We start from the raw sequence: 25105 nt of genomic DNA, 5'->3' as shown, positions 1-25105 counted from the left end.
CGGCACCGGCAGAATCGCCGCCTGTGGCGCAACTTTTCCGCCGGCTTGTGCGTGTATAAGGCAATCATCGTGGAGTGCGCCATGATCGAGCTTTTCTTCGTCACCTGCCTGATCGCCCAACCGCAGGACTGCCACGACCACAGCCTGCTGTTCGAGCCGCAAAACGGCCTGTTCACCTGCATGTTGCAGGGTCAGAAAGAACTGGCCCGCTGGATCGAGACCCATCCCAAGGAACGCGTGCGGGAATGGAAATGCAGCTTTGCGGGGCAGGACGGGCAGGACATCTGACGGCATTGCCCGGCAGCGGGGCAATTGCCTTTGCCCACCCGCAATTGCGGTCATGGCGTTTTGCGCCTCGGCCCTGCGGGCGCATGATACGGCTCAGGGGAGGGTCAACCAGATGAGTTGCCCGATGATCGAACTGTTTTTCGTCACCTGCCTGACCGCAAATCCCACTGAATGTCAGGATCGCAGCCTGCTTTTCACGGCTGAGGTGGGGCTGATGACCTGCATGCTGCACGGCCAGACGCAACTGGCGGCATGGTCCGAAACCCACCCGCGCGAACGGGTGCAGAAATGGTCCTGCCGCCAGCACCGCCCCCAGATCGAGGCCTGAGGCCCCGGCCTGCGGCCGGGACAGGGCTGGGGCGGGCTAGCGCCGCCCCGCCTCCAATGCGTCCTCGAAGGTGCGCAGGCCGGTGCGCGGCGATTGCACCAGCACCGCCATGTTGCCCGGCTTGTGCTGGTTGCGATACATCTTGGTATGCGCGGCGGGGATTTCGGCCCAGGGGAACACCTCGGACATGCAGGGGTCCAGACGGCGCTCGAGCATCAGCTTGTTGGCGGCGCTTGCCTGTTTCAGATGTGCGAAGTGGCTGCCCTGCAGGCGCTTCTGATGCATCCACATATAGCGCACGTCGAAGGTGCAGTTGAAGCCGGTAGTGCCCGCGCAGATCACCACCATGCCGCCCTTTTTGCAGACCAGCGTGCTGACGGGGAAGGTCGCCTCGCCCGGATGTTCAAAGACGATATCGACATTGTTGCCTTTGCCGGTGATGTCCCAGATCGCCTTGCCGAACTTGCGCGCCTCGGTGAACCACTCTTTGTATTCGGGCGTGTTCACCGTAGGCAATTGCCCCCAGCATTTGAAATCCTTGCGGTTGATGACGCCTTTCGCACCCAGCCCCATGACGAAATCGCGCTTGTCTTCTTCGCTGATGACGCCGATGGCATTGCCGCCCGCTGCATTGATCAACTGGATCGCATATGAGCCAAGCCCGCCCGAGGCGCCCCAGACCAAGACGTTCATGCCCGGTTTCAGCTCATGCGGTTCATGGCCGAACAGCATCCGGTAGGCGGTGGCCAGCGTCAGCGTATAGCAGGCCGATTCCTCCCATGTCAGATGCAGCGGGCGGCGCATCAGTTGCTGCGCCTGAACGCGGGTGAACTGCGCAAAGCTGCCATCCGGCGTTTCATAGCCCCAGATGCGCTGCGTGGGCGAAAACATCGGGTCTCCGCCGTTGCATTCCTCGTCGTTGCCGTCGTCCTGATTGCAGTGGATGACGACCTGATCGCCGACCTTCCAGTTGCGCACCTTGTCGCCGACCGCCCAGACGATCCCCGAGGCATCCGAGCCTGCGATGTGATAGGGTTCGTTATGGCCGTCAAAGGGGCTGATCGGCACGCCCAGACCGGCCCAGATGCCATTGTAATTCACCCCCGCCGCCATCACAAGAACCAGCACTTCGTTGCTGTCGATCGAGGGGGTATCCAAGACCTCGATCTGCATGGCCTTTTCCGGCTCGCCATGGCGTTCGCGGCGGATGGCCCATGCATACATCTGCTTTGGCACATGCCCCAGCGGGGGCATCTCGCCCATCTCGTACAGGTCTTTTTGCGGCGCGTCATAGGGCGCAATGGTAGGCGGTGAATCAAGGGCCATCAGCGGTCTGTCTCCTTTGCTGCGGCGCAGAATCTGGCGTCTCTGACAAATGGCTAATCATGGCCGCGCAACATTGCAACAGAAATAGCCGATGGTTGCGCAACTTTATGATAATTCCTTTTCGTGACGGCGCGGCAGGTGGCTAGCCCTTCTGGGACGCAGCGGGCCGCAGCCAATGCGACAGAAAGCCCGCCAGATCGCCCAGCACGCGGTCGCTGGAAAAACCCGCCGTGCCATGGCCTTCGCCCTGCAGCAGGGCGAAATCCATCGCAGCGCCCGGATCGACGCGCCGCCATGCGTCGCGCAGATGTTCGGACTGGTGGACCGACACGATGGTATCCGCCGTGCCGTGGCGGCTGAACAGCGGCGGCAGATGCACGCCCTTCGCCAGCGCGTCCAGCCGCCCGACCGGACCCATGGCGGTCGCGGCCTCGCGCCGGTCGCCGACGGCATAGCCGATCAACAGCGACTCGACGCTTTGCGGGCTGTCGGCGGGCAGGCGCTGGACCTTGACGCCCAGCCGGGCAATGTCCTTGTCCATGCTGCCGAAATCCATCGGACCATAGAAATTCACCACCGCCGCCGGAGGCCGTCCGGCCTGCACCATGCTGATCGCCGCCGAAACAGCCATGAACGCCCCGGCGGACCTGCCCCCCAGCGCCAGCCGCCCCGGTTGCAGCCCAAGTTCTGCGGCGCGGGTCTGCAGAAACGCCGCTGCGGCCAGAACGTCGTCCTGCTGGGCGGGCCAGCGTGCCTGATCCGACAGGCGGTAATTCATCCGCACCACGGCGATGCCCTTGGCCAGGATCTGCCGGGGCACGGCAAGCTGGCGCTTGTCGCCGCTGATGAACCCGCCGCCATGGATGTCCAGAATCGCGGGGAAGGGTCCCGCGCCCTCGGGCCGGTGAATGTCCAGAAGATTGCGCGGCGAATCCGGCGCATAGGCAAGCTCGGTCAGGCCGGGTCTTAAGCCGGGAAGGGCCAGCGCCGGGGCGGCCATGCCTCCGGCAAGCACGCCCAATGCCAGGCGGCGGGTCAGCATCATTTGCCTCCTGCGGTCAGGTCATCCGATCGGGGGACCCTAACATCTTCGGGACATGCCACCAACGCCGCGCCCGCAAAACCGCGTGAGGCGCGCAGGAACTGCCGCAAGGATGCGCAGATGCCGCGGGCGCTGGCGGGGCCTGCCGCGCGGATCGTGTCGCGCCGGGCCGTCATTGACCGGATCCTGTCCGGCCATGGAACTGCGCGGTGGTATCTTTGGCGCCTGCGGCAGTATCAAGCGAGGAACAGACGCCGACCAAGGAGCGTGCCGCGATGCTGGGAATACTGGGTGTGGGCCATCTGGCCACGACGATGCTGACAGGGCTGACGCGTTCCGGGCTGCGGCCTGCCGATATCCTGCTGTCGCCGCGCGGTCATGGCCCCCGGCTGGCCAAGGCACAGGGCTATGGGCTGGCGCTGGACAATGCCGATCTGGTCGCGCGCGCCGATATGGTGCTGCTGGCGGTGCGGCCTGCGGACGCGGCGGCTGCCGTGGTGGGGCTGCCGTGGCGGGCGGGGCAGGTGCTGATGTCGGCCTGCGCGGGTGTGCCGGTTGCGGTGCTGTCCGCTGCCGCGCCGGGCGCGCAGATCGTGCGCATCATGCCGATGACCGCAGCCGAGATTGGCCGCAGCCCCACCGTGATGTTCCCGGACGAGCCGGGCGCGCACGCGCTGATCCAGCGGCTTGGGCCGGTGATCGCGCTGCCGGCGGAGGCCGATTTTGAAACCGCGACCGTCTCGGCGGCGGTATATGGCTGGGCGCAGGATCTGATCTCGCGCACCGCCGCGTGGTCGGCTGAACAAGGGCTGGACCCCGCGGCATCGCGGCTGCTGGTTGCGCGCACCTTCGAGGCGGCAGGCGCGATGATCGCCGAAAGCCCGCTGCCCACGGATCGCCTGCTGGCCGAACTGGTGACGCCCGGCGGCATTACCGAACGCGGCTTGCAGGTGCTTCAGCAGGCCGGGCAGCCGCAGGCATGGCTGGCCGCCTGCCATGCGGTTCAGGACAAGTTGCGCGGCTGATCGGCATTGCGGGATGCGGCCGGTGCTGGCCCCGGCACCGCCGAAGGCGCGCAGTCTAGCACGGCCATTGGTGCCGCGGGCGATTCCCTGCCCTCCGGCGATGGTGGCCGGTGCGGGCGGATCACAGGCGGATTTTCCCGGCAAAATCAGCGGTGCCGTCTCTGCAATGCAGCGAATTGACGACGCATCTTTCTTTCGGTAACGATTTGACTGTCGTAATTTTGTTGCGAGGCAGCGATGACCGGATCTGCAACCCAAAAGGACAAGCCATGGCTGTTTCGCACCTATGCGGGACATTCCACGGCGCAGAAATCCAACGCGCTGTATCGCAGCAATCTGGCCAAGGGGCAGACCGGCCTGTCGGTGGCCTTCGACCTGCCGACGCAGACCGGCTATGATAGCGACCATATTCTGGCACGCGGCGAGGTCGGCAAGGTCGGCGTGCCGATCTGCCATCTGGGCGATATGCGGGCGCTGTTCGACCAGATCCCTCTGGAGCAGATGAACACCTCGATGACGATCAATGCGACCGCGCCCTGGCTGCTGGCGCTGTATATCGCCGTGGCCGAGGAACAGGGCGCGGATGTCACGGCGCTGCAAGGCACGGTTCAGAACGACATCATCAAGGAATATCTGTCGCGCGGCACCTATATCTGCCCGCCGAAACCATCCCTGAAGATGATTACCGATGTCGCGGCCTATACGGCGAAGCACCTGCCGAAATGGAACCCGATGAACGTCTGCTCCTATCACCTGCAAGAGGCGGGGGCAACGCCGGAACAGGAACTGGCCTATGCGCTGGCCACGGCCATTGCCGTGCTGGACGATCTGCAGGGCAAGGTCGCGGCCGAGGACTTCCCGGCCATGGTCGGTCGGATCTCGTTTTTCGTGAATGCGGGCATCCGCTTCGTGACCGAGCTGTGCAAGATGCGCGCCTTTACCGAGCTGTGGGATGAGATCTGCCGTGATCGCTACGGCATTCAGGACGACCGCTTTCGCCGCTTCCGTTATGGGGTGCAGGTGAACTCGCTGGGGCTGACCGAACAGCAGCCGGAAAATAACGTCTATCGCATCCTGCTGGAGATGCTGGCGGTGACGCTGTCGAAAAACGCCCGCGCTCGCGCGGTGCAACTGCCGGCATGGAATGAGGCTTTGGGCCTGCCGCGCCCCTGGGACCAGCAATGGTCGCTGAGGATGCAGCAGATCGTCGCCTATGAAACGGATCTGCTGGAATATGGCGACCTTTTCGACGGCAACCCCGCCATCGCCGCCAAGGTCGAAGAACTGAAAGCCGGCGCCCGGGCCGAACTTGCCACGCTGGACCAGATGGGCGGCGCGATCGCCAGCATCGAATATATGAAATCCCGGCTGGTCGATTCCAATGCCGCGCGGCTGAACCGGGTCGAGGACGGCGAAACCGTCGTCGTCGGCGTGAACCGCTGGCAGCAGGGCGAGGCTTCGCCGCTGACGGCGGGCGACGGCGGCATCATGGTGGTCGATCCGGCGGTCGAACAGGAACAGATCGCCAGATTGGACAGCTGGCGGCAAGCTCGCGACAAGATGGCCATCGAGGCCGCCTTGATCGCGCTGCGCGATGCCGCGCAGAAGGGCGCCAATGTCATGGGGCCGTCCATCGCGGCGGCGCGGGCAGGCGTCACGACGGGCGAATGGGCGGCCGTGATGCGCGAGGTGCACGGCGAATATCGCGGCCCGACCGGCGTGTCCTCGGCCCCGTCGAACCGCACCGAGGGGCTGGAGCCGATCCGCGCGGCGGTCGATGCCGCCAGCGCCCGGCTGGGGCGGCGATTGAAGTTTCTGGTCGGCAAGCCCGGCCTTGATGGTCATTCCAACGGTGCCGAACAGATCGCCTTCCGGGCCCGCGATTGCGGGATGGACATCACCTATGAAGGCATCCGTCTGACGCCCGAGCAGATCGTGAACCGCGCGGCAGAAGACGGCGCGCATGTCGTCGGCCTGTCGATCCTGTCGGGCAGCCACATGCCGCTGATCGAGGATCTGATGAACCGGATGCAGGATGCGGGGCTGCAGGTCCCGGTCGTCGTGGGCGGCATCATCCCGGACGACGATGCCGCGCGCCTGCGCGCCATGGGCGTGGCGCGGGTCTATACACCAAAGGATTTCGAGCTGAACCGCATCATGATGGATATCGTGGCGCTGGTCTCGCCCGAGGAGGCGGCGGCCTGAGCCTGTGGCGGCTGTTGCATGGGTATTTGAAAAACAAGGAAGATGCTCGCGCGGCGCTTGCAGGTTTCCTTGTTTTCCAAATACCCAATAGCCTGCCTTTCAGCAGCGCGGCGTGCGGGCGTAGATCCTGCCATCGATCAGCGACAATCCGGCGGCGATGATCGCCATGCCCAGAAGATGCGCGGGTCCCAGCGTCTCGCCCAGAAAGGCCCATGCCAGCAGGATGGCCGAAACTGGCACGAGGAAGGTCACGAGCGAAAGGTTCGTGGCGCCCGCACGGGACAATATGCCGAAATAGATCACATAGGCGATGCCGGTGCACAGCACGCCCAGCGTGGCGACGGCCAGCCAATGGGCGGCGTCGATGCCCTGCGGCCAGCCATTCGCGGCAAGCGCCACCGGACCCAGCATCAGCGTCGAGACCGTCACCATTCCCGCCGCCGTCACCACGGGATCGATCCTCATTCGGCCGAAGCGCCGCCCATATGCGCCCGAGATGGCGTAGGACACTGCCGCCCCCAGCATGGCAAGCTGGTTCGGCAGCGGATTTGCATGACCGGCCACCTTGTCCAGTCCGATCATCGTGGCGACCCCGCCAATGCCCAGCACCACGCCCACCATCTTCATCACGCTGGCGCGTTCATCGCTGAGCACGACCGCGCTGACCAGCACCGTGAAAAGCGGTGTCGTCGCATTCAGGATCGAGGCCACACCGGCGGGCAGGCCGGTCTGGGCATAGGTGATCAGCGAAAACGGGATGACATTGTTGAAAAATCCCATGACCGCGAAGGCACCCCAGATCCGGGGATCGCGCGGGATCCTGCGGCCGCTGAGCGCACAGATCAGCCATAGCGCCAGCGCCGCGAAGCCCACGCGGGCGGCCACCAGCGTCATCACCGGCACCTGATCGACCGAGATGCCGATCAGGAAGAAGGATGCGCCCCAGATCAGCGACAACAGCAGCAGCAGGCTCCAGTCGCGGGCCTCCATCCGCGTATGGATCATTCCGTTCATCATCGTCCCAGCATGTAGAATTCATCATTGGCGCGCATGTCGGCGGCATTGGCCAGCCGGTTCGACATCGCGAAGAACGCGGCGATGGCGCCGATATCCCAGATCTCGTCCTGGGTGAAACCCGCCGTGGCAAGGGCCTGATGATCGGCATCGCCGATCTCATGCGCGCGCAGCGCCACCTTTTCGGCATAGCTCAGCATGGCGCGTTCGCGCGGGCTGATATCGGCCTTGCGCCAGTTCACCGCGACCTGATCGGCGATCTGCGCGTTCTTGGCGCGGATGCGCAGGATCGCGCCATGCGCCACGACGCAATATTGGCAATGGTTCGCCCCCGAGGTGGCGACGACGATCATTTCACGCTCGGCCTTGGTCAGACCGCCGTCACGCTCCATCAGGGCGTCGTGATAGGCGAAGAAGGCGCGGAATTCGTCCGGGCGATGCGCAAGGGCAAGAAAGACGTTCGGGATGAAGCCCGATTTCTCGGAGACCTTGCGGATGCGCAGGGCGATATCGTCGGGCAGGGCGTCAAGGGACGGCACCGCAAAGCGGCTGATGGGGTGATCTGACATGGGGTTCCTCCTTGCCCGGCAGTCTGTCGCAGCGCAGGCGGATGTGAAAGGCCGCGCATGGACGGCAATTCTGCACGGCAGCCATGCGCCCGACGCAATTCTCATTTCGGCGCGCAATGGCTAGTTCGATGTAAAACAACCCATTTCGGATCAGAGACATGAATATCCTGCATATCGACAGCGCCATCACCGCCGATGCTTCGGTATCGCGCGACCTGACGGCGCAGATCGTGGCCAAGCTGAAGTCCACGCATCCCGACGCCACGGTGACCTATCGCGACCTGAATACCGGCGTGCCGACCATCGACACCGCGTGGTTTCAGGCCATCCGCCAGACGCCCGAGACGCCCTCGGACGCGCAAAAACAGATCATCGCCACCTCGGACGCCTATATTCAGGACATCCGCGACGCCGATGTGCTGGTGATCGGCCTGCCGGTCTATAATTTCACCGTCACCGCGCAGTTGAAGAACTGGCTGGACCAGATCGCCCGCGCCGGTGTCACCTTCCGCTATACCGCCGAGGGCCCCGAGGGCCTGATGACCGGCAAGCGCGCCATCATCGCCTATGCCGCCGCGGGCACGCCCTTCGGCTCGGATCTGGATTTCGCGTCGGATTACCTGCAGCACATGCTGGGCTTCATCGGCATCACCGATGTGACCTTCGTGGCGGCCGACCGGCTGGCCTTTGACCGTGACGCGGGGCTGGCCCGTGCCCGTGCCGCCCTGGACGCCATCGCCGCCTGATCGGGCGAAAACACGGATGAACGGCCCCTCGTTGACTCGGGGGGCGTTTTTTCGTATCAGCACCCGGATTCCCGGAAGGATTGCCTTCCGGTCCCTGGCTGGGCTGGGGATCGCCCCCCGTCAGCGCGTTGCGCCCACGGGGGCGTTACTGCTTATGATGTCCCTGTGCGGGGATGAACCGAAACTGCCTGCGGAGGGCCGCCGATGTTTGAAAATCTGTCCGATCGCCTTGGCGGCGTCTTCGACCGGCTGACCAAGCAGGGCGCGCTGTCCGAGGATGACGTGGCCGCCGCCATGCGCGAGGTGCGCGTGGCCTTGCTTGAGGCCGATGTGTCGCTGCCGGTGGCGCGCAGTTTCGTCAAATCCGTCACCGCCAAGGCCACCGGAAGCGCCGTCACCAAGTCGATCACCCCCGGCCAGCAGGTCGTCAAGATCGTCCATGACGAGCTGATCAAGGTCCTGCAGGGCGAGGGTGAGCCTGACGCTCTGCGCATCGACAACCCGCCCGCGCCGATCCTGATGGTCGGCCTGCAGGGCTCGGGCAAGACCACCACGACCGCGAAACTGGCCAAGCGTCTGAAAGACCGCGAAAAGAAGCGGGTTCTGCTGGCCTCGCTGGACACCAACCGTCCGGCGGCCATGGAGCAGCTGGCGATCCTTGGCACGCAGATCGGCGTCGATACCCTGCCCATCGTGCCGGGCGAAAATGCGGTGCAGATCGCCAGGCGCGCCAAGCAACAGGCGACGCTGGGCGGCTATGACGTCTATATGCTGGACACCGCCGGTCGTCTGCATATCGACGATGTGCTGATGGATGAGGTGCAGGCCGTCCGTGACGTGGCCAACCCGCGCGAAACCCTGCTGGTGGTCGATGGTCTGACCGGGCAGGACGCGGTGAATGTCGCGACAGAATTCGACGGCAAGGTCGGCATTTCCGGCGTGGTGCTGACGCGGATGGATGGCGACGGTCGCGGCGGTGCCGCGCTGTCGATGCGCGCGGTCACCGGCAAGCCGATCCGCTTTGTCGGCCTTGGCGAAAAGATGGACGCGATCGAGGTCTTTGACGCGCAGCGCGTCGCGGGCCGCATCCTTGGCATGGGCGACATCGTGGCCCTTGTCGAGAAGGCGCAGGAAGTGCTGGAGGTCGAACAGGCCGAACGCATGATGAAGCGCTTCCAGAAAGGTCTGTTCAACATGAACGACCTGAAGAACCAGCTGGAACAGATGCAGAAGATGGGCGGGATGCAGTCCATCATGGGCATGATGCCCGGCATGAACAAGATGGCCAAGCAGGCCGAGGCCGCGGGCTTTGACGACAGCGCGCTGAAGCGTCAGGTGGCGCTGATCAACTCGATGACGAAAAAGGAACGCGCCAATCCCGACATGCTGCAGGCCAGCCGCAAAAAGCGCATCGCGGCAGGGGCGGGGATGGAAGTGTCCGAGCTGAACAAGCTTTTGAAGATGCAAAAGCAGATGGCCGACACGATGAAGAAGCTGGGCAAGATGGGCAAGGGCGGCATGTTGAAGCAAGCCATGCGCGCCATGACCGGCAAGGGCGGCGGTCTGCCCGATATGGGCGATGTCGATCCCGCGAAAATGGCCGAAGCGACCAAGATGCTGCAGGATCCTAAGGGTCTGGGCGGCCAGCTTGGCGGCATGAACCTGCCCGGCGGTCTGTCGGGTCTGTTCGGGAAGAAGTAAGCCGATGCGCGCGCAGATCCAGCCCATGCCCCGGATGACGACCCCGGCCTTGCCCCGCAGCGGGCAGGCCCGCCGGGCTGCGTCGGCCGCGATGGCGGGCCGGGCGCGCGCCGTCATGATCGCGGGCAAGGCCCTGCATATGCCCGGCGCACATCCCGTACGCCCAGCCCGGAGAGTGCAATGACCGATTTTGTCGCCCGCGCCGCCACGCTGCTGAAAGATCACCGCGACAGCATCGACCGTCTGGATGCCATCCTGATCTATACGCTGGCCGAACGCTTCAAGCACACCCAATCCGTCGGCCGCCTCAAGGCCGAACACGACCTTCCTCCGTCCGATCCCGCCCGCGAGGCACGCCAGATCGAGCGGTTGGAACGCCTCGCGCGCGAGGCCGATCTCGACCCGGAATTCGCGCGCAAATTCCTGAATTTCGTGATCGCGGAAGTCATCCGCCATCATGAAACCTTTCAATCCTGACGGCACCCGAAACGCCCGTCAAACCCGCCATTTCAAAGGAGAAACCCAATGGCAATGAAAATCCGTCTGGCCCGTGGTGGTTCGAAAAAACGCCCGCACTATGCCATCGTCGCATCCGACGCGCGTATGCCGCGCGACGGCCGCTTCCTGGAAAAGCTGGGCACCTATAACCCGCTGCTGGCCAAGGATTCCGAAGACCGCATCAAGATGAATGTCGAGCGCGTGCAATACTGGCTGAGCCAGGGTGCACAGCCGACCGACCGCGTTGCGCGCTTCCTGGAAGCCGCCGGCATCTCGCCCAAGACCGAGCGTCAGAACCTGAAAAAAGGCGAGCCGGGCAAGGCCGCGAAAGAGCGTGCCGCCAAGCGCGCCGAGCGTGAAGCCGCTGCCAACGCGCCCGCCGAAGAAGCCGCTTCGGAATAATCCCCGATGGCCGAGCGGATCTGTATCGGCGCGATTGCAGGCGCCTTTGGCGTCCGGGGCGAGGTGCGGCTGAAAAGTTTCACCTCGCAGCCCGATGACATCGCGTCCTATGGTCCGCTTTGGTCCGAGGATGGCAAACGCAGCTTCACCGTCCGCCTGACGCGGCCGGTGACTGGCGGTCTTGGCGCCCGGCTTTCGGGCGTCGATACCCGCGAGGATGCCGAGGCGCTGAAGGGCGTCACGCTGTGGGCAGACCGCGAAAAGCTTCCGGCGCTGCCGGATGACGAATTCTATCACACCGACCTGATCGGCCTTGAGGTCTATGACGCGGGCGGTGTGCTGATCGGAAAGGTCCGCGCGGTCTATGACCACGGCGCGGGCGATATCCTTGAAATCTTTGGCGCGGGCCGCAAGCAGACCTTGCTGCTGCCCTTTACCCGCGCCTTCGTTCCCACCGTCAATCTGGCCGCAGGCCGCATTATCGCCGACCCGCCCGAGGAGGAGGAAACCGAATGATCGTCCTGTTCGTGCTGGGCTTCGTGCTGATGCTGCTGGGTCCGTTTCTGCAAGGTCTGACCGGCAGCGACAATCCGAACGCCTATATCTTCGCGCCGGTGATGCTGGCAGGCTCGATCCCGGTGCTGGCGGGGCGGGGGCTGTCGCCCAATCCGCGTCTGATGGCGCAGGCGATCCTGATCTGCGGCGCGCTGTGCATGGGCGCTTGGTATCTGGGCGGCTTGCTGACGCCGGTGGCGATGCCCACTGCGGCGCCCGTGGGCGTGGCCGTTGCCGGGGCGCTGATCGTGGCTGCCGGGAACCTGCTGAAAGCGCGGGGATGACCCAGCCGCCCAGCAAATCGCATGGCCGCTTGTCGATCCGTGCCAGCCTGCAACCGCGTGACCTGATGGCCGAGCCGCAGGTCCGCGATGCGTGGACGGCGCAGATCCTGACACTGTTCCCCGAGGCGTTTCCGGGCATTCTGGGCCTGTCGCTGACGGGACGCGCGCTGGCCGAGGGGCTGTGGAACCTGCGCACCACCGATCTGCGCCCCTTTGGCATCGGCAAGCACCGCAATGTCGATGACACGCCCGCAGGCGGCGGCGCGGGCATGGTGATCCGTCCCGATGTCATGTCGGCGGCGCTGCACGAGGCGGGGGCCGCGCTGCCGGTGATCTATCTGTCTCCGCGCGGCAAGCCCTTCACGCAGGCCCGCGCGCGCGCCTTGGCCGAAGGGCCGGGCATGACGCTGATCTGTGGCCGGTTCGAGGGCGTGGACCAGCGTGTGCTGGATGCGCATGGCGTCGAGGAAATCAGCATTGGCGATTATGTCCTGACCGGCGGAGAGCTTGCAGCTCAGGTCTTGATCGACGCGACGGTTCGCCTTATACCGCGCGTGCTGGGGAATCAGGAATCGCTGGCCGAGGAATCCTTTTCCGACGGTCTTCTTGAACATCCGCAGTATACGAAGCCCGCCCATTGGGAAGGCCGCGAGATCCCCGAGGTTCTGCTTTCGGGAAATCACGCGGCTATTGCCAGTTGGCGACGCGACATGGCCGAAAGGCTGACCAAGGAACGCCGCCCCGATCTGTGGCGGGCATATGAAGATCGGCCGAAAGGCTGACGCATATGGGCCCGGCTAAGGACCGACAGCTCTCGGGCGCATCAGACCAATCACGGGACTACCGTGAGCAAACAGAGGAATGAAAGCGATGAACCTGATCGCCCAACTGGAAGCCGAGCAAATCGCCACGCTCGGCAAGGAAATCCCGGATTTCAAGGCCGGCGACACCGTGCGCGTCGGCTATAAAGTGACCGAAGGCACGCGTTCGCGCGTGCAGATGTATGAAGGCGTCGTGATCTCGCGCAAGGGCGGCGGCATCGGCGCGTCCTTCACCGTGCGCAAGATCTCGTTCGGCGAAGGCGTCGAGCGTGTCTTCCCGCTGTATTCGACCAATGTCGATTCGATCACCGTCGTGCGTCGTGGCCGCGTTCGTCGCGCCAAGCTGTACTATCTGCGTGACCGTCGCGGCAAATCGGCCCGTATCGCCGAAGTCACCAACTACAAGCCCAAAGCCGAAGCCAAGGCTTAAGGAGACGCGCCATGAAAGCAGAAATTCATCCCGACTATCACTTCATCACCGTGAAGATGACCGACGGCACCACCTACGACGTGCGTTCGACCTGGGGCAAGGAAGGCGACGTGATGTCGCTGGACATCGATCCCAGCGTGCACCCGGCATGGACCGGCGGTTCGGCCAAGCTGATGGATACCGGCGGCCGCGTGTCGAAGTTCAAGAACAAATATGCAGGCCTGGGCTTCTGAGCCCTTGCCCCTGTGCAAGACTGGAAACGCCGCCCCGAAGGGCGGCGTTTTTCGTTTGCGTCACCGCGTCGGTGGGCTGACGAGGTCCGTGTCGCAGGGAGAGGGAAGCACCTTGCGGATGTTCAGGCGGCGGGTGGCCGGGGCGGCGATGCCGGTTTACATGCCGACGAAGATCGGCGCCCAGACCGGGATCGGTTCCTGACCCCCAGCCAGCGGCCTGCCGGTCAGGCGACCCCGGCCGGTATCGATCACGACGCGACCGTCGCGAAACTTGCGCACCACCGGACCTTGCGCGCTTTGATGGCCGGACAGCGCGATCGTGGCATAGCCGTGATTGACCGGCGCCAGTTGAGGAAATGCGTTCAGGGCAAAGCGGATCATTGGCGGCGCTCCTTACCATCCATGCGTTCGATGAAGGTGTCCCACAGGCGCGGATCGCGATTGCGCATCAAATCCTGCGAGGCGGTGACAGGTTCGCAGGTCATCAGCACCAGCGGGATCCCGGAAATCATATGCGGCTTGCCGGTGCGGCGGTCGACCAGCGCCACGGCATATTTGGGCAGGGCGGGCACGGCGGCCCGGACAGCGCGATCGGCGAAGGCCGACAGATGGTTCATCATGGACATCGCTGGCTCCTTCCTGTGATAGCCGTTTCCATGGGTCTATTACGACACGGGCGGTCGTCATTTGCAAGAAAAAACATGACTTAGTTTATCGTGATAAAATATCGCGTTTTAACATGCAGATACAGCCATGTGTGCAGTGCAGCATTTCTGGTCTGGTTGTGCGGAGCATGGCAGGCTCGCCCGGATTCGAATCGCCGGGGGTGCTTTTCATTGCCGGGTGCGGGGCCTATCGTCGGGGGCCGAAGATGCGGGCAGGGGGAATCGTGGCGCATATCATCGTCGTCGGGAATGAGAAGGGCGGCTCGGGCAAATCGACCACGTCGATGCATGTCGCGACGGCTCTGGCGCGGATGGGGCATCGGGTCGGGGCGCTGGATCTGGATGTGCGTCAGCGCAGCTTTGGCCGCTATCTTGAGAACCGGGCGCATTTCGTGGCCCGCGAAGGGCTGGACCTGCCGACGCCGCGTCTGGGTGTGCTGGAGGCCGAGACCGAGGGCGTCGATCCGCTGTCGCGCGCGGTTGAGGCCCTTGAGGCCGAATGCGATTTCATCCTGCTGGACTGCCCCGGATCGCACACCCGGCTCAGCCAGATGGCGCATAGTCTGGCCGATACGCTGATCACGCCGATGAATGACAGTTTCATCGATTTCGATCTGCTGGCGCGGATGTCGCCGGATGGCCGGGTGCTGGGGCCGTCGATCTATGCCGAGATGGTCTGGGGCGCGCGGCAGTTGCGCGGCGAGGCAGGCGCGGGCCCGATCGACTGGCTGGTGCTGCGCAACCGGCTGGGCACGCAGGCCATGCATAACAAGCGCAAGGTGGGCGGGGCCTTGTCGACCCTGTCGAAGCGCATCGGCTTTCGCGTGGCGCCGGGATTTTCCGAGCGGGTGATCTTTCGCGAGCTGTTCCCGCGCGGGCTGACGCTGCTGGATCTGAAGGATATCGGGACCGAGCAGCTGAGCATCTCGAATATCGCGGCACGGCAGGAATTGCGTGATCTGATCGGGGAGTTGAAGCTGCCGGGGGTCAGTGTCGCCTTTTGACGGCATCTTTTGGCAGCGCGGCCGGACCGGGGCGCTGCCCCGGACCCCGGGGTATTGGGAAAACAAGGATATGAGAAAGGGGGCCGCGTTGGCCCCCTTTGTTCTGTGTCGCGGTTGCCGGATCAGGCCAGCATGCCCATCGGATTTTCCAGATGCGCCACGATCTTTTCCAGAAGCTGCGCGCCCAAGGCGCCGTCGATGACGCGATGATCGACCGAAAGCGTCATGGACATCACATTGCGCACCACGACTTCGCCTTTTTCGACGACCGGGGTCTGGATGCCTGCGCCGACGGCAAGGATGGCGCCATGCGGCGGGTTAATGACGGCGTCGAAATTCTCGATCCCGAACATGCCGAGGTTCGAGATGGCGAAGCTGCCGCCCTGATATTCATGCGGGGCGAGCTTTTTCGACTTCGCGCGGGTGGCAAGGTCTTTCATCTCGGCCGACAGCGCGGACAGGGTTTTCTGTTGCGCGTCTTTCAGGACCGGGGTGAAGAGGCCGCCTTCGATGGCCACCGCGACGGCCACGTCCGAGGGCTTCAGTTTCAGGATCCGGTCGCCCGCCCAGACGGCATTGGCATCGGGCACTTCCTGCAGCGCCAAGGCGCAGGCCTTGATGATGAAGTCATTGACCGACAGCTTCACGCCGCGCTGTTCAAGCTGCTTGTTCAGCGTGGCGCGGAATTCCATCAGCGCATCCAGCTTGGCCGAGCGGCGCAGGTAGAAATGCGGGATGGTCTGCTTGGCTTCCGAAAGCCGCGCGGCGATGGTGCGGCGCATGCCGTCCAGCGCCACCTCGGTCGTTTCGCGATCGGCATAGATCTTGCGGATGGCATCGGCGGACGGGCCTACCGGGGCCGCTGCCGCGGCGGGGGCGCTGGCCTTGGGGCTTTCGGCCGCTGCTGCTGCGGGTTTCGCCGCTGCGGGTTTGGCGCCGTCCAGATCGGCCTTGACGATACGGCCATGCGGACCCGAGCCCGTCACATCCGCAAGGTCGATGCCCTTTTCCGCCGCCAGACGCCGTGCCAGCGGCGAGGCGAAGACGCGGTTGCCATCGGCGGGTTTGGGGGCGGCCTTGGGCGCGTCGGCTTTGGCGTCCGGCTTGGCATCGGCTTCCGGGGCATCTTCGGCCTTGGCCTGCGCCTTCGGGGCGGCTTTGGCCGCACCGATATCATCCGCGCTTTCGCCATCTTCCAGTAGCACGGCAATGGCGGTATTGACCTTCACCCCCGCCGTGCCTTCCTGAACCAGGATCTTGCCGATCTTGCCTTCGTCCACGGCCTCGAATTCCATCGTGGCCTTGTCGGTTTCGATCTCGGCCAGAATATCGCCGGATTTCACCTCGTCACCCTCTTTGACCAGCCATTTGGCCAGCGTGCCTTCCTCCATGGTGGGGGAGAGCGCGGGCATCAGGATTTCTGTAGGCATCTTGATAACCCCTTATTTGTAGGTGACTTTTTTAACCGCCGCCACGACTTCCGCCGGGGTGATCAGCGCGTGCTTTTCAAGATTCGCGGCATAGGGCATCGGCACGTCCTTGCCGGTGCAGTTGATGACCGGCGCGTCGAGATAATCGAAAGCGTTTTCCATGACATAGGCCGAGATGTGGTTGCCGATCGAGCCGACCGGGAAGCCTTCCTCGACCGTCACCAGACGGTTGGTCTTCTGGACCGAGGCGATGATGCTGTCATAATCCAGCGGACGCAGGGTGCGCAGGTCGATGACCTCGGCCTCGATGCCGTCTTCTGCCAGTTTGTCGGCCGCTTCCAGAGCATGCGCCATGCCGATGCCGAAGCTGACGATGGTCACGTCCTTGCCGGCACGCGCGATGCGGGCCTTGCCGAAGGGAATGGTGAAATCTTCGAGGTCCGGCACGTCGAAGCTGCGGCCATACAGGATCTCGTTTTCAAGGAAGATCACCGGGTTGTTGTCGCGGATCGCGGTTTTCAGCAGGCCTTTGGCATCGGCTGCGGTATAGGGCATCACGACTTTCAGGCCGGGGATCGCCGCATACCATGCCGCGTAATCCTGACTGTGCTGCGCGCCCACGCGGGCGGCGGCACCGTTCGGGCCGCGGAACACCATCGGCGCACCCATCTGGCCGCCCGACATATACAGCGTCTTGGCCGCCGAGTTGATGATGTGGTCCATCGCCTGCATGGCGAAGTTGAAGGTCATGAACTCGACGATCGGGCGCAGACCTGCCAGCGCCGCACCCGTGCCGATTCCGGCAAAGCCGATTTCGCTGATCGGGGTGTCGACGACGCGGCGGGCGCCGAACTTGTCCAGAAGGCCCTGGCTGATCTTGTAGGCGCCCTGATATTCGCCGACTTCCTCACCCATCAGGAACACGGTCTCGTCGCGCTCCATTTCTTCGGACATGGCCTCGCGCAGGGCTTCGCGCACGGTCATGGATTTCATCTTCGTGCCTTCCGGCCAGTCGGGCGAGCCGTCGGGCTGGGGCGTCTTGACCTGTTCGACGGCGGATGCGGCGGGGGCGTCGTCGGATTTCGCCGTATCAACATCGTCGCTTTTCGCCTTGGCCGGGGCGGCTTCGGCTTTCGGGGCCTCGGCCTTCACGTCATCGGCGCTTTCGCCTTCCTCGACCAGCACGGCGATGGGCGTGTTGACCTTGACGCCCTGCGCGCCCTCGGACACGAGGATCTTGCCAAGGATGCCTTCATCGACCGCCTCGAACTCCATCGTGGCCTTGTCGGTTTCGATCTCGGCGATGATGTCGCCGGCCTTGACCGCCTCGCCTTCCTTTTTCAGCCATTTGGCCAGCGTGCCTTCCTCCATGGTCGGAGACAGGGCGGGCATCAGGATTTCGGTTGCCATGTTTGCGCTCCCCCTCAGGCGTTCTCGGGTGCCGAGCCTTGCGGCAGGTTCTCGGCATAGATATCGGTCCACAGTTCTTCCAGGGCGGGCTCGGGGCTTTCCTTGGCGAATTCGGCGGATTCGTTGACGATATCCTTGATTTCCTTGTCGATGGCCTTCAGGTCATCTTCGGTCGCGTGATTGCCGGTCAGCAGCAGTTCGCGCACGTTTTCGATCGGGTCGCGTTCGTCGCGCATCTTCTGCACTTCTTCGCGGGTGCGATACTTCGCCGGGTCCGACATCGAGTGGCCGCGATAGCGATAGGTCATGACCTCAAGGATATAGGGGCCCTTGCCGGCGCGGCAATGCGCCACGGCCTTTTCGCCCGCCGCCTTGACGGCCAGAACGTCCATGCCGTCGACCTGTTCGCCGGGAATGCCAAAGGCTTCGCCACGGCCAAAGAAGGTCGTCGACTTGGTCGACCGCTTGACCGAGGTGCCCATGGCATACTGGTTGTTTTCAATCACGAAAACCACCGGCAGATCCCAAAGCTCGGCCATGTTGTAGGTCTCGTAGACCTGACCCTGGTTCGACGCGCCGTCCCCGAAATATGTGAAGGTCACATTGTCATTGCCCAGATACTTGTCGGCAAAGGCCAGACCGGCGCCCAGCGGCACCTGCGCCGCCACGATGCCGTGGCCGCCATAGAAATGCTTTTCGCGGCTGAACATGTGCATGCTGCCGCCCTTGCCCTTGGAATAGCCGCCCTCGCGGCCCGTCAGCTCGGCCATCACGCCATTGGCGGACATGCCGCAGGCCAGCATATGGCCGTGGTCGCGATACGAGGTGATGCGCTTGTCGCCTTCCTTCGCCGTGGCCTCAAGCCCGACGACGACGGCTTCCTGTCCGATATACAGGTGGCAGAAGCCCCCGATCAGACCCATGCCGTAAAGTTGCCCCGCCTTTTCTTCGAATCGACGGATAAGCAGCATGTCGCGATAGTATTTCAGAAGCTCGTCCTTTGAGACATTGGACGTGCTTTCCTTGGCTGCGGGCTTTCTGACCATAAAGGGCCTCCTCCTCGGGCGCAGGAATAGTTCAGCGTTAAACTAGTTCTAGGACGGGATTTCGGGGAAAGTAAACCTGCGATCTGCACGCGCCATGCGAAATCCACGACCGCAGGGCCGTTCCCGTCCGAAGGCGTGATGCCTTGCTGTCAGCGGATGATGATTTCGTCCGGACGCATATAGCCCAGCACGTCGCGCGCGCGTTCGTCAAGCAGGTCCAGATCAAGGTAATCGTCCGACAGGCGGCGCGTCAGATTGCGCATCCGGTCCACCTCGGCCTGCAGTTTGTCGCGCTGCATCGTCAATTCTCGCGTGTCGGCTTTCAGCTGTTCGCGCCGCAACACGCCAGATGGCCCCTGCACGGCGGCAAAGGCGAAATAGACGCCCAGCAGCGCCATGATGACAAAGAAGACGACGGCGCTGATCGACAGGCGTTCGGACATTCGGGCTGCTCTCCCGTTATTATGGCGCGATCATGCCACAATGCGCGGCCTTGGGGAATCCCCCGATCTGCAATTGACAGTTTCCCGCCCAGCCCGTTCCATGGCAGCCGTCCAAACCCGGAAAGACGCACAAGATGATGGCCTTCCTGCGGATGATCGCCTTGGTGATCGTCATCGAGTTGATCTTTTATGTGCTGCTGGGCATCTATCTGCGCAGCACCAAGCGCGAGGAGCTGGAAAAGGAATGGGACCGTCGCCACCCCGACTATTCCGGCGATTCACCGGCGCGTCGGGTCTTTGTCCGCCGCTCGATGCTGGGCTTCAACCGGACGCTGAAGGCGCGTCTGGCCAAGCTTGTCCTGATCCTGCCCGTCGTTGCGATCGTGCTGATCGTCATTCTGGTGAACTATAACTGAAGGGGCGGCCATGCGCTGGTTTCTGACTGCTTTGGGTGTGCTGTTCGGCATCACGCTGTTTCTGTTTCTGGATTATTCGCTGCCCTCGAAGCAGACGGTGCGGATCACCAACACCTATAACCGCCTGACCGATATCGGCGCGAATGCGATCTTTTATGCCTCGCCCGATACGGGGACGGTGCAGAACGCCGCAGGCCAGCGCGACGTGCGCTTCATCGACACGGTGCGTCCCAACGGCAAGCCCTATGTCTATCGCAACGAGGATACCGGCTGGATCTGGCCGCCCTATTTCAAATATGACAGCTCGAACCTGCACGCGGCGGCGACCGACCGGCGCTCGACGGCTGCGGCACCGGAATGGGTCAGCATCACCTCATACGGGTGGCGGGTGTCGTGGATGTCGATCTATCCCAATGCGATCTCGGTCAAGCCGGTGGCGGGGCCTGATGTGCGGCCCTTCAACTGGCCTGCCGTCATCATCCTGCTGGTCATGGGCGCGCTGCTGATGCTGATCTGGCGCATGTGGAACCAGTTCCGCGAACGCAGCATCGACCCGACGCTGGTCCGGCTGGACGCGCGCGGCGACGCGGCCCGCGGGCGGGTCAGCCGCTGGTGGAAAGGCCGCTGATGAAGGATCACGACGCAAGACGGCGCAATCCCGGCACGGCGCTGCATCCCGAATGGTTCGAGGGCATCGCCGTCAACACCCCCGCAGCCGAGCGTCGCGCCGCAAGCCTGCCGGCGCGGCGCAGCCTCAAGCGCGAATGGCAGGCGGCGTGGCTGTTGAACGCGGTGCGCTGCATCGACCTGACCACGCTTTCGGGCGATGACACATCCGACCGCGTGGCGCGGCTCTGCGCCAAGGCCCGCCAGCCCATCGCGCCAGAACATCTGCAGGCGCTTGGCGTGTCCGGCCTGACCACCGGCGCGGTCTGCGTCTATCCCACGATGGTTGCCGCCGCCAAGCAGGCGCTGACCGGGACGAATGTGCCCGTGGCCTCGGTCGCGACGGGCTTTCCCGCCGGGCTGATGCCGCTGGATCTGCGGCTGGCCGAGATCCGCTATGCGCTGGATCAGGGTGCGGATGAAATCGACATCGTGATCTCGCGCGCGCTGGTGCTGCGCGGCGAATGGTCGGCGCTTTACGATGAGATCTGCGCCATGCGCGAGGCCTGCGGCGGCGCGCTGATGAAATCCATTCTGGCCACCGGAGAGCTGAAGACCCTGACAAATGTCGCCCGCGCCAGCCATGTCGCCATGCAGGCCGGGTCGGATTTCATCAAGACCTCGACCGGGAAAGAGCCGGTGAATGCCACGCTGCCCGTGTCGCTGGTCATGCTGCGGGCCATCCGCGATTACCGCGACCGCACCGGCTTTGCCGTGGGCTTCAAGCCTGCGGGCGGGCTGCGCACCGCCAAGGACGCGCTGAACTGGCAGGTGCTGATGACCGAGGAGCTGGGCCGCGACTGGCTGGCCCCAGACCTGTTTCGCATCGGCGCGTCATCCCTGCTGGCCGACATCGAGCGCCAGATTTCCCATCACGTTACGGGCCGCTATGCCGCCGGACACCGGCTGGCTGCGGGATAAGAACATGCGACAGGTTTCAGACATCATGGCAAGCATGGAATACGGCCCCTCGGTCGAAGACAGCGCGGCGGTGCGCGACTGGCTGAAGGGCCGCAGCTTCGGGCATTTCATTGCGGGCCGTTTCACCAAACCGGGCCAGACCTTCGCCAGCCGCGACCCCTCGAGTGGCGAGGATCTGGCGCAGGTCTCGCAGGGCACGGCGCGCGACGTGGCCAAGGCGGTGCGCGCGGCGCGCCGGGCACAGCGCGGCTGGGGCGCGATGCCGGGCCATGACCGGGCGCGGTTTCTGTATGCCATCGCCCGCACCATCCAGAAACGCGAACGCTTCCTGTCTGTGCTGGAGACGCTGGATAACGGCAAGCCGATCCGCGAAAGCCGCGACATCGACGTGCCGCTGGTCGTGCGGCATTTCTATCACCACGCTGGCTGGGCCGAGATCGCCGAGACCGAGTTTCCCGGCCATGTGCCCCTTGGCGTCTGCGGCCAGATCGTGCCGTGGAATTTTCCGCTGCTGATGCTGGCATGGAAGGTCGCGCCCGCGCTGGCGGCGGGCAATACGGTCGTGCTGAAGCCCGCCGAATACACGCCGCTGACCGCCCTGGCCTTTGCCGAGATCTGCGCCCATGTCGGCCTGCCTGCGGGCGTGGTCAATGTCGTGACGGGCGACGGCGATACCGGGGCGGCGCTGGTGGCGGCGCCGGTCGACAAGATCGCCTTCACCGGCTCGACCGAGGTGGGGCGCGGCATCGCCCGCGCCGTTGCGGGATCGGGCAAGAAGCTGACGCTGGAACTGGGCGGCAAGTCGCCCTTTGTCGTGATGGACGATGCCGATCTGGACGCGGCGGTCGAAGGCGTCGTGGACAGCATCTGGTTCAATCAGGGGCAGGTCTGCTGCGCCGGATCGCGCATCCTTGTCGCCGAAAGCGTGGCCGCGCGGTTTGAAACCTTGCTGCATGCCCGGATGCAGAAACTGCGGCTTGGCGCGCCTCTGGACAAATCCACCGATATCGGCGTGATCGTCGATCCCGTGCAGCACGCCCGCGTCCTGTCCTTGCTGGACAGGGCTGTCGGGGCAGGGGCTGAACTGGTCGGCGGTCAGGCGCAGGGCTGCCATATCGCGCCGGGCTATCTGAAACACATCGCCCCCGCCAATCCGGGGATGCGCGATGAGATCTTCGGCCCCATCGCGACGCTGTCGACGTTCCGCACCCCCGATGAGGCGGCGGATCTGGCCAACAACACCGCCTATGGGCTGGCGGCCTCGGTCTGGTCGGAAAGCGCGACGGTGGCGACAGATCTGGCGGCACGCATCAAGGCGGGCGTGGTCTGGGTGAACTGCGCCAATCTGTTCGACGCCGCAGCCCCGTTCGGCGGGCTGCGCGACAGCGGTTATGGCCGCGAAGGCGGGCGCGAGGGGATGCTGGATTACCTGACCGCGCCCGTGGCCAAGCCCGCGCGCGATGCCGCGCCCGCCGCGCTGACCGCCATTCCCGACGGGTTGCAGCATCTGGAAAAGGGCATCGACCGCACGGTGAAGCTGTATATCGGCGGCGCGCAGAAGCGTCCCGATGGCGGCGCCAGCTATGAGGCGCAGGACGAGCTGATCCCCTTGGGCGGCAAAAAGGACATCCGCAACGCCGTCGAGGCCGCCGCGGGTGCGCAGGGCAAATGGCAGTCGCTGGGCGGGCATGGCCGGGCGCAGGTGCTGTATTTTCTGGCCGAGAATCTGGCGCTGCGGCGGTCGGAATTTGCCGGGCTCGCCTCGGTCGAACAGATCGAGGCCGCGATCCGGCGCTGTTTCTATTATGCGGGCTTTGCCGACAAGTTCGATGGGGCGACGGTGGCGGCAAAGCCCGGCCATCTGACCCATGTGCAGCACGATCCGCATGGCGTGATGGGGATCGTCGCGCCCAATGGCAGTGCGTTTGCGGGCTTCATGTCGCTGGTGCTGCCTGCGATTGCCATGGGCAATACCGTCGTGGCCGTGCCTTCGCAGGACAAGCCCATGGCGGCGCTGACGCTGGCGCAGGTGCTGGCGACCTCGGACGTGCCGGGGGGCGTGGTCAATATCGTGACCGGGCCGCGCGATGCGCTGGCACAGGCTCTGGCCGGGCATGACGGCGTGAACGCCATCTGGCACGTCGCGCAGGGCGAGGCTCTGGCCGCGACCGAGCGTGCCGCCAGCGACACGCTGATCCCGGTCTGGTCGCCCGAGCCGCGCGACTGGTCCGCGCCCGACGCGCAGGGCCGCGATTTCCTGCGCCGCGCCACACGGGCCAAGACCATCTGGCTGCCTTACGGCGCGCTGCCCGCCGGAACCGGAAGCGCGGCCTATTAGGCCCGTTTCAACCAGCGCAGACCGGCATCGGTCGAGGTCAGCGGGGTATATTCGGCACCCACCCAGCCGGTATATCCCGACTGATCCAGCGCGCTGAAAAACGTCGGAAAATCAATATCTCCGGCATAAGGCTCATGCCGGCCGGGGAAATCCGCGATCTGGACATGGCGCACCCATGACGCATGTTTCTGCCAGCAGGCCAGCGCGTCGCCATGGATCATCTGCGCCTGAAAGGCATCGAATTGCAGCCCCACATTCGGCGCATCCACCTGCGCCAGAATATCGGCGGCCAGATCGAAATCGGACAGGAAATAGCCGGGCAGATCCTTGGTGTTGATCGGCTCGATCGTCAGGCTGAGGCGCGGTGCGCGCGCTGCGGCCCATTTCAGGTTCTCGACCAGAACCTTGCGCGCGGCGGGGCCTGCGGCATTGCCGGCCATGACATGCACGTGCTGCACGCTCAGCGCGGTCGCCACCCGCACGGCGCGGTCGAAATCGCTGCGGAACCGGGGCTGGTTCTCGGGCTGCGCCGCGAACCCCCTTGGCCCGCCCGCCCAGTTCGGCGGCGGCGCGTTCATCAGCACGAAGTCCAGCCCCGAGGCTTTGGCGGCCTGCGTCAGTTCCTTGACCGGCAGGTCATAGGGAAACAGGATCTCGACCCCCTGAAAGCCCGCGCGCTTGGCTGCGGCAAAGCGTTGAAGCATGGGGTATTCGGTGAACAGATATGTCAGGTTGGCGGCGAATCGCGCCATGTCAGGGCTCCAGCGGAAAGAATGTCCCACCCGATTGCAAACCCATACGTCCATCAGCGTCGGACGTAGCAGCGTCGGCCAGTCTGTAGAAAGTCTTGCGGTCGATCAGCGCCCATAGCCCGCGCCGGACATGAAGATAGGGGCGCGGCTGATCCACCGTCCCCCGCAGTTCGATCGCGTGATCGGGGCCGGCGACCACGGTATCGCCGACATTGGTGGTAAAGGTGATCGTTTCACCGATCTGGGCATCGACGGCGATAAAAGGCGCGTCCACGACGCGGATGCCCACCTTTTCGACGGGCGTGACAAGAAAATAGGCGTCGCCTTCGCGCTTCAGGATCGAGGCGAACAGCTGCACCATGCGGTGCCGCCCGATGGGCGTGCCCTGATAGAACCACGTCCCGTCGGCGCGGATCTCCATATCCAGATCGCCGCAAAAGGGCGGGTTCCACAAATGCACCGGCGGCGGGCCTTTTTTCGAGGCACGCATGGCAGCATCTGCCAGCCCGGCCGCATTGCTCACGGCATTGTCAGTCTTTCCACCCAT

30 protein-coding genes are annotated in these 25105 nt (G+C 64.3%); 18 read left to right on the top strand and 12 right to left on the bottom strand.

The window, feature by feature from the left end; all coding sequences use genetic code 11:
- Positions 1-81 precede the first annotated feature (81 nt).
- Positions 82-288 carry a hypothetical protein gene (locus GL284_RS10560; protein ID WP_155044585.1) on the top strand — a complete coding sequence of 69 codons (207 nt, stop codon included), beginning with the start codon at positions 82-84 and terminating at the stop codon, positions 286-288.
- Positions 289-412: 124 nt separating this feature from the next.
- Positions 413-616: a hypothetical protein gene (locus GL284_RS10555; protein WP_155044584.1), complete on the top strand. Its 204-nt coding sequence runs from the start codon at positions 413-415 to the stop codon at positions 614-616.
- A 36-nt stretch (positions 617-652) separates the two neighbouring features.
- Here GL284_RS10555 and ccrA read toward each other — a convergent pair whose 3' ends face one another.
- Together ccrA and GL284_RS10545 are read right to left on the bottom strand one after the other, a co-directional pair.
- Entirely contained in the window at positions 653-1942 is a 1290-nt protein-coding gene (gene ccrA, locus GL284_RS10550) for a crotonyl-CoA carboxylase/reductase (protein WP_155044583.1), read from the bottom strand.
- A 142-nt stretch (positions 1943-2084) separates the two neighbouring features.
- Entirely contained in the window at positions 2085-2984 is a 900-nt protein-coding gene (locus GL284_RS10545) for an alpha/beta hydrolase (protein ID WP_196216758.1), read from the bottom strand.
- A gap of 275 nt (positions 2985-3259) precedes the next feature.
- Here GL284_RS10545 and GL284_RS10540 point away from each other — a divergent pair, with 275 nt between their 5' ends.
- The gene (locus GL284_RS10540) at positions 3260-4009 is read left to right on the top strand and encodes a pyrroline-5-carboxylate reductase dimerization domain-containing protein (protein WP_155044581.1); all 750 of its coding nucleotides are present in this window, start codon (positions 3260-3262) and stop codon (positions 4007-4009) included.
- A 237-nt stretch (positions 4010-4246) separates the two neighbouring features.
- A complete protein-coding gene (locus tag GL284_RS10535; RefSeq protein ID WP_155044580.1) occupies positions 4247-6214 on the top strand; it encodes a protein meaA in 1968 nt (655 codons plus the stop codon).
- A gap of 99 nt (positions 6215-6313) precedes the next feature.
- Here the strand turns inward: GL284_RS10535 and GL284_RS10530 are convergent, their stop codons facing one another.
- Entirely contained in the window at positions 6314-7219 is a 906-nt protein-coding gene (locus GL284_RS10530) for a DMT family transporter (protein ID WP_230383019.1), read from the bottom strand.
- Positions 7220-7227: 8 nt separating this feature from the next.
- Positions 7228-7797 (bottom strand): peroxidase-related enzyme, encoded by a 570-nt coding sequence (locus tag GL284_RS10525; protein ID WP_155044578.1) that lies wholly within the window; start codon positions 7795-7797, stop codon positions 7228-7230.
- A 158-nt stretch (positions 7798-7955) separates the two neighbouring features.
- On the opposite strand from GL284_RS10525, the gene GL284_RS10520 reads away from it, so the two are divergent.
- The 9 genes from GL284_RS10520 to rpmE all read left to right on the top strand — a co-directional run bounded on the left by GL284_RS10520 (position 7956) and on the right by rpmE (position 13467).
- Positions 7956-8543: an FMN-dependent NADH-azoreductase gene (locus tag GL284_RS10520; protein ID WP_155044577.1), complete on the top strand. Its 588-nt coding sequence runs from the start codon at positions 7956-7958 to the stop codon at positions 8541-8543.
- A 204-nt stretch (positions 8544-8747) separates the two neighbouring features.
- Positions 8748-10244, top strand: coding sequence for a signal recognition particle protein (gene ffh / locus GL284_RS10515; protein WP_155044576.1), 1497 nt, complete (start codon positions 8748-8750; stop codon positions 10242-10244).
- A gap of 180 nt (positions 10245-10424) precedes the next feature.
- A complete protein-coding gene (locus tag GL284_RS10510) occupies positions 10425-10721 on the top strand; it encodes a chorismate mutase (protein ID WP_155044575.1) in 297 nt (98 codons plus the stop codon).
- A gap of 48 nt (positions 10722-10769) precedes the next feature.
- Positions 10770-11144, top strand: a complete 375-nt coding sequence (gene rpsP, locus GL284_RS10505; RefSeq protein ID WP_155044574.1) for a 30S ribosomal protein S16 — start codon at positions 10770-10772, stop codon at positions 11142-11144.
- A gap of 6 nt (positions 11145-11150) precedes the next feature.
- Positions 11151-11660, top strand: a complete 510-nt coding sequence (rimM, locus tag GL284_RS10500; protein WP_155044573.1) for a ribosome maturation factor RimM — start codon at positions 11151-11153, stop codon at positions 11658-11660.
- Positions 11657-11983, top strand: coding sequence for a hypothetical protein (locus tag GL284_RS10495; protein ID WP_155044572.1), 327 nt, complete (start codon positions 11657-11659; stop codon positions 11981-11983). The genes rimM and GL284_RS10495 overlap by 4 nt, the downstream gene beginning before the upstream one ends.
- The gene (trmD, locus tag GL284_RS10490) at positions 11980-12765 is read left to right on the top strand and encodes a tRNA (guanosine(37)-N1)-methyltransferase TrmD (RefSeq protein WP_155044571.1); all 786 of its coding nucleotides are present in this window, start codon (positions 11980-11982) and stop codon (positions 12763-12765) included. The genes GL284_RS10495 and trmD overlap by 4 nt, the downstream gene beginning before the upstream one ends.
- A gap of 88 nt (positions 12766-12853) precedes the next feature.
- Positions 12854-13234, top strand: a complete 381-nt coding sequence (gene rplS, locus GL284_RS10485; RefSeq protein WP_155044570.1) for a 50S ribosomal protein L19 — start codon at positions 12854-12856, stop codon at positions 13232-13234.
- An 11-nt stretch (positions 13235-13245) separates the two neighbouring features.
- On the top strand, positions 13246-13467 hold the full coding sequence (gene rpmE, locus GL284_RS10480; RefSeq protein ID WP_155044569.1) for a 50S ribosomal protein L31: 222 nt from the start codon (positions 13246-13248) through the stop codon (positions 13465-13467).
- 156 nt (positions 13468-13623) lie between these two features.
- On the opposite strand, the gene GL284_RS10475 is transcribed toward rpmE, so the two are convergent.
- Positions 13624-13848 carry a hypothetical protein gene (locus tag GL284_RS10475; protein ID WP_155044568.1) on the bottom strand — a complete coding sequence of 75 codons (225 nt, stop codon included), beginning with the start codon at positions 13846-13848 and terminating at the stop codon, positions 13624-13626.
- Positions 13845-14093: a hypothetical protein gene (locus GL284_RS10470; RefSeq protein ID WP_155044567.1), complete on the bottom strand. Its 249-nt coding sequence runs from the start codon at positions 14091-14093 to the stop codon at positions 13845-13847. Before GL284_RS10470 ends, GL284_RS10475 begins: the two co-directional genes overlap by 4 nt.
- A gap of 263 nt (positions 14094-14356) precedes the next feature.
- Between GL284_RS10470 and GL284_RS10465 the strand changes: the two genes are divergently transcribed.
- A complete protein-coding gene (locus tag GL284_RS10465) occupies positions 14357-15136 on the top strand; it encodes a division plane positioning ATPase MipZ (RefSeq protein WP_341870354.1) in 780 nt (259 codons plus the stop codon).
- A gap of 122 nt (positions 15137-15258) precedes the next feature.
- Here GL284_RS10465 and GL284_RS10460 read toward each other — a convergent pair whose 3' ends face one another.
- The 4 genes from GL284_RS10460 to GL284_RS10445 form a co-directional block, all read right to left on the bottom strand.
- The gene (locus tag GL284_RS10460) at positions 15259-16566 is read right to left on the bottom strand and encodes a pyruvate dehydrogenase complex dihydrolipoamide acetyltransferase (protein WP_155044565.1); all 1308 of its coding nucleotides are present in this window, start codon (positions 16564-16566) and stop codon (positions 15259-15261) included.
- Positions 16567-16578: 12 nt separating this feature from the next.
- Complete coding sequence (locus GL284_RS10455; RefSeq protein ID WP_155044564.1) at positions 16579-17976, bottom strand: pyruvate dehydrogenase complex E1 component subunit beta; 1398 nt, start codon at positions 17974-17976, stop codon at positions 16579-16581.
- 14 nt (positions 17977-17990) lie between these two features.
- Entirely contained in the window at positions 17991-19022 is a 1032-nt protein-coding gene (pdhA, locus tag GL284_RS10450) for a pyruvate dehydrogenase (acetyl-transferring) E1 component subunit alpha (RefSeq protein WP_155044563.1), read from the bottom strand.
- 149 nt (positions 19023-19171) lie between these two features.
- Positions 19172-19465: an FtsB family cell division protein gene (locus tag GL284_RS10445; RefSeq protein WP_155044562.1), complete on the bottom strand. Its 294-nt coding sequence runs from the start codon at positions 19463-19465 to the stop codon at positions 19172-19174.
- Between the two features lie 134 nt (positions 19466-19599).
- On the opposite strand from GL284_RS10445, the gene GL284_RS10440 reads away from it, so the two are divergent.
- Genes GL284_RS10440 through GL284_RS10425 form a run of 4 tightly spaced genes read left to right on the top strand, consistent with a single transcriptional unit; the run spans position 19600 to position 23806 of the window.
- Positions 19600-19881 carry a hypothetical protein gene (locus GL284_RS10440; protein WP_155044561.1) on the top strand — a complete coding sequence of 94 codons (282 nt, stop codon included), beginning with the start codon at positions 19600-19602 and terminating at the stop codon, positions 19879-19881.
- 10 nt (positions 19882-19891) lie between these two features.
- Positions 19892-20509, top strand: coding sequence for a DUF1523 family protein (locus GL284_RS10435; protein WP_155044560.1), 618 nt, complete (start codon positions 19892-19894; stop codon positions 20507-20509).
- Positions 20509-21468: a deoxyribose-phosphate aldolase gene (gene deoC / locus GL284_RS10430; protein ID WP_155044559.1), complete on the top strand. Its 960-nt coding sequence runs from the start codon at positions 20509-20511 to the stop codon at positions 21466-21468. The genes GL284_RS10435 and deoC overlap by 1 nt, the downstream gene beginning before the upstream one ends.
- Positions 21469-21472: 4 nt before the next feature.
- Complete coding sequence (locus GL284_RS10425) at positions 21473-23806, top strand: aldehyde dehydrogenase family protein (protein ID WP_155044558.1); 2334 nt, start codon at positions 21473-21475, stop codon at positions 23804-23806.
- Here GL284_RS10425 and GL284_RS10420 read toward each other — a convergent pair.
- Both GL284_RS10420 and GL284_RS10415 read right to left on the bottom strand, forming a co-directional pair.
- Positions 23803-24558 carry a hydroxypyruvate isomerase family protein gene (locus GL284_RS10420; RefSeq protein WP_155044557.1) on the bottom strand — a complete coding sequence of 252 codons (756 nt, stop codon included), beginning with the start codon at positions 24556-24558 and terminating at the stop codon, positions 23803-23805. The two genes, GL284_RS10425 and GL284_RS10420, sit on opposite strands and share 4 nt — an antisense overlap.
- Position 24559: 1 nt before the next feature.
- On the bottom strand, positions 24560-25105 hold the full coding sequence (locus GL284_RS10415; protein ID WP_155044619.1) for a DUF1285 domain-containing protein: 546 nt from the start codon (positions 25103-25105) through the stop codon (positions 24560-24562).

It is taken from the genome of Paracoccus shanxieyensis (assembly GCF_009711265.1).
GTDB classification, from domain to species: Bacteria; Pseudomonadota; Alphaproteobacteria; order Rhodobacterales; family Rhodobacteraceae; genus Paracoccus; species Paracoccus shanxieyensis.
Note: the sequence above shows the minus strand (reverse complement) of the source record. Positions and strands in the feature narration are given on the sequence as shown.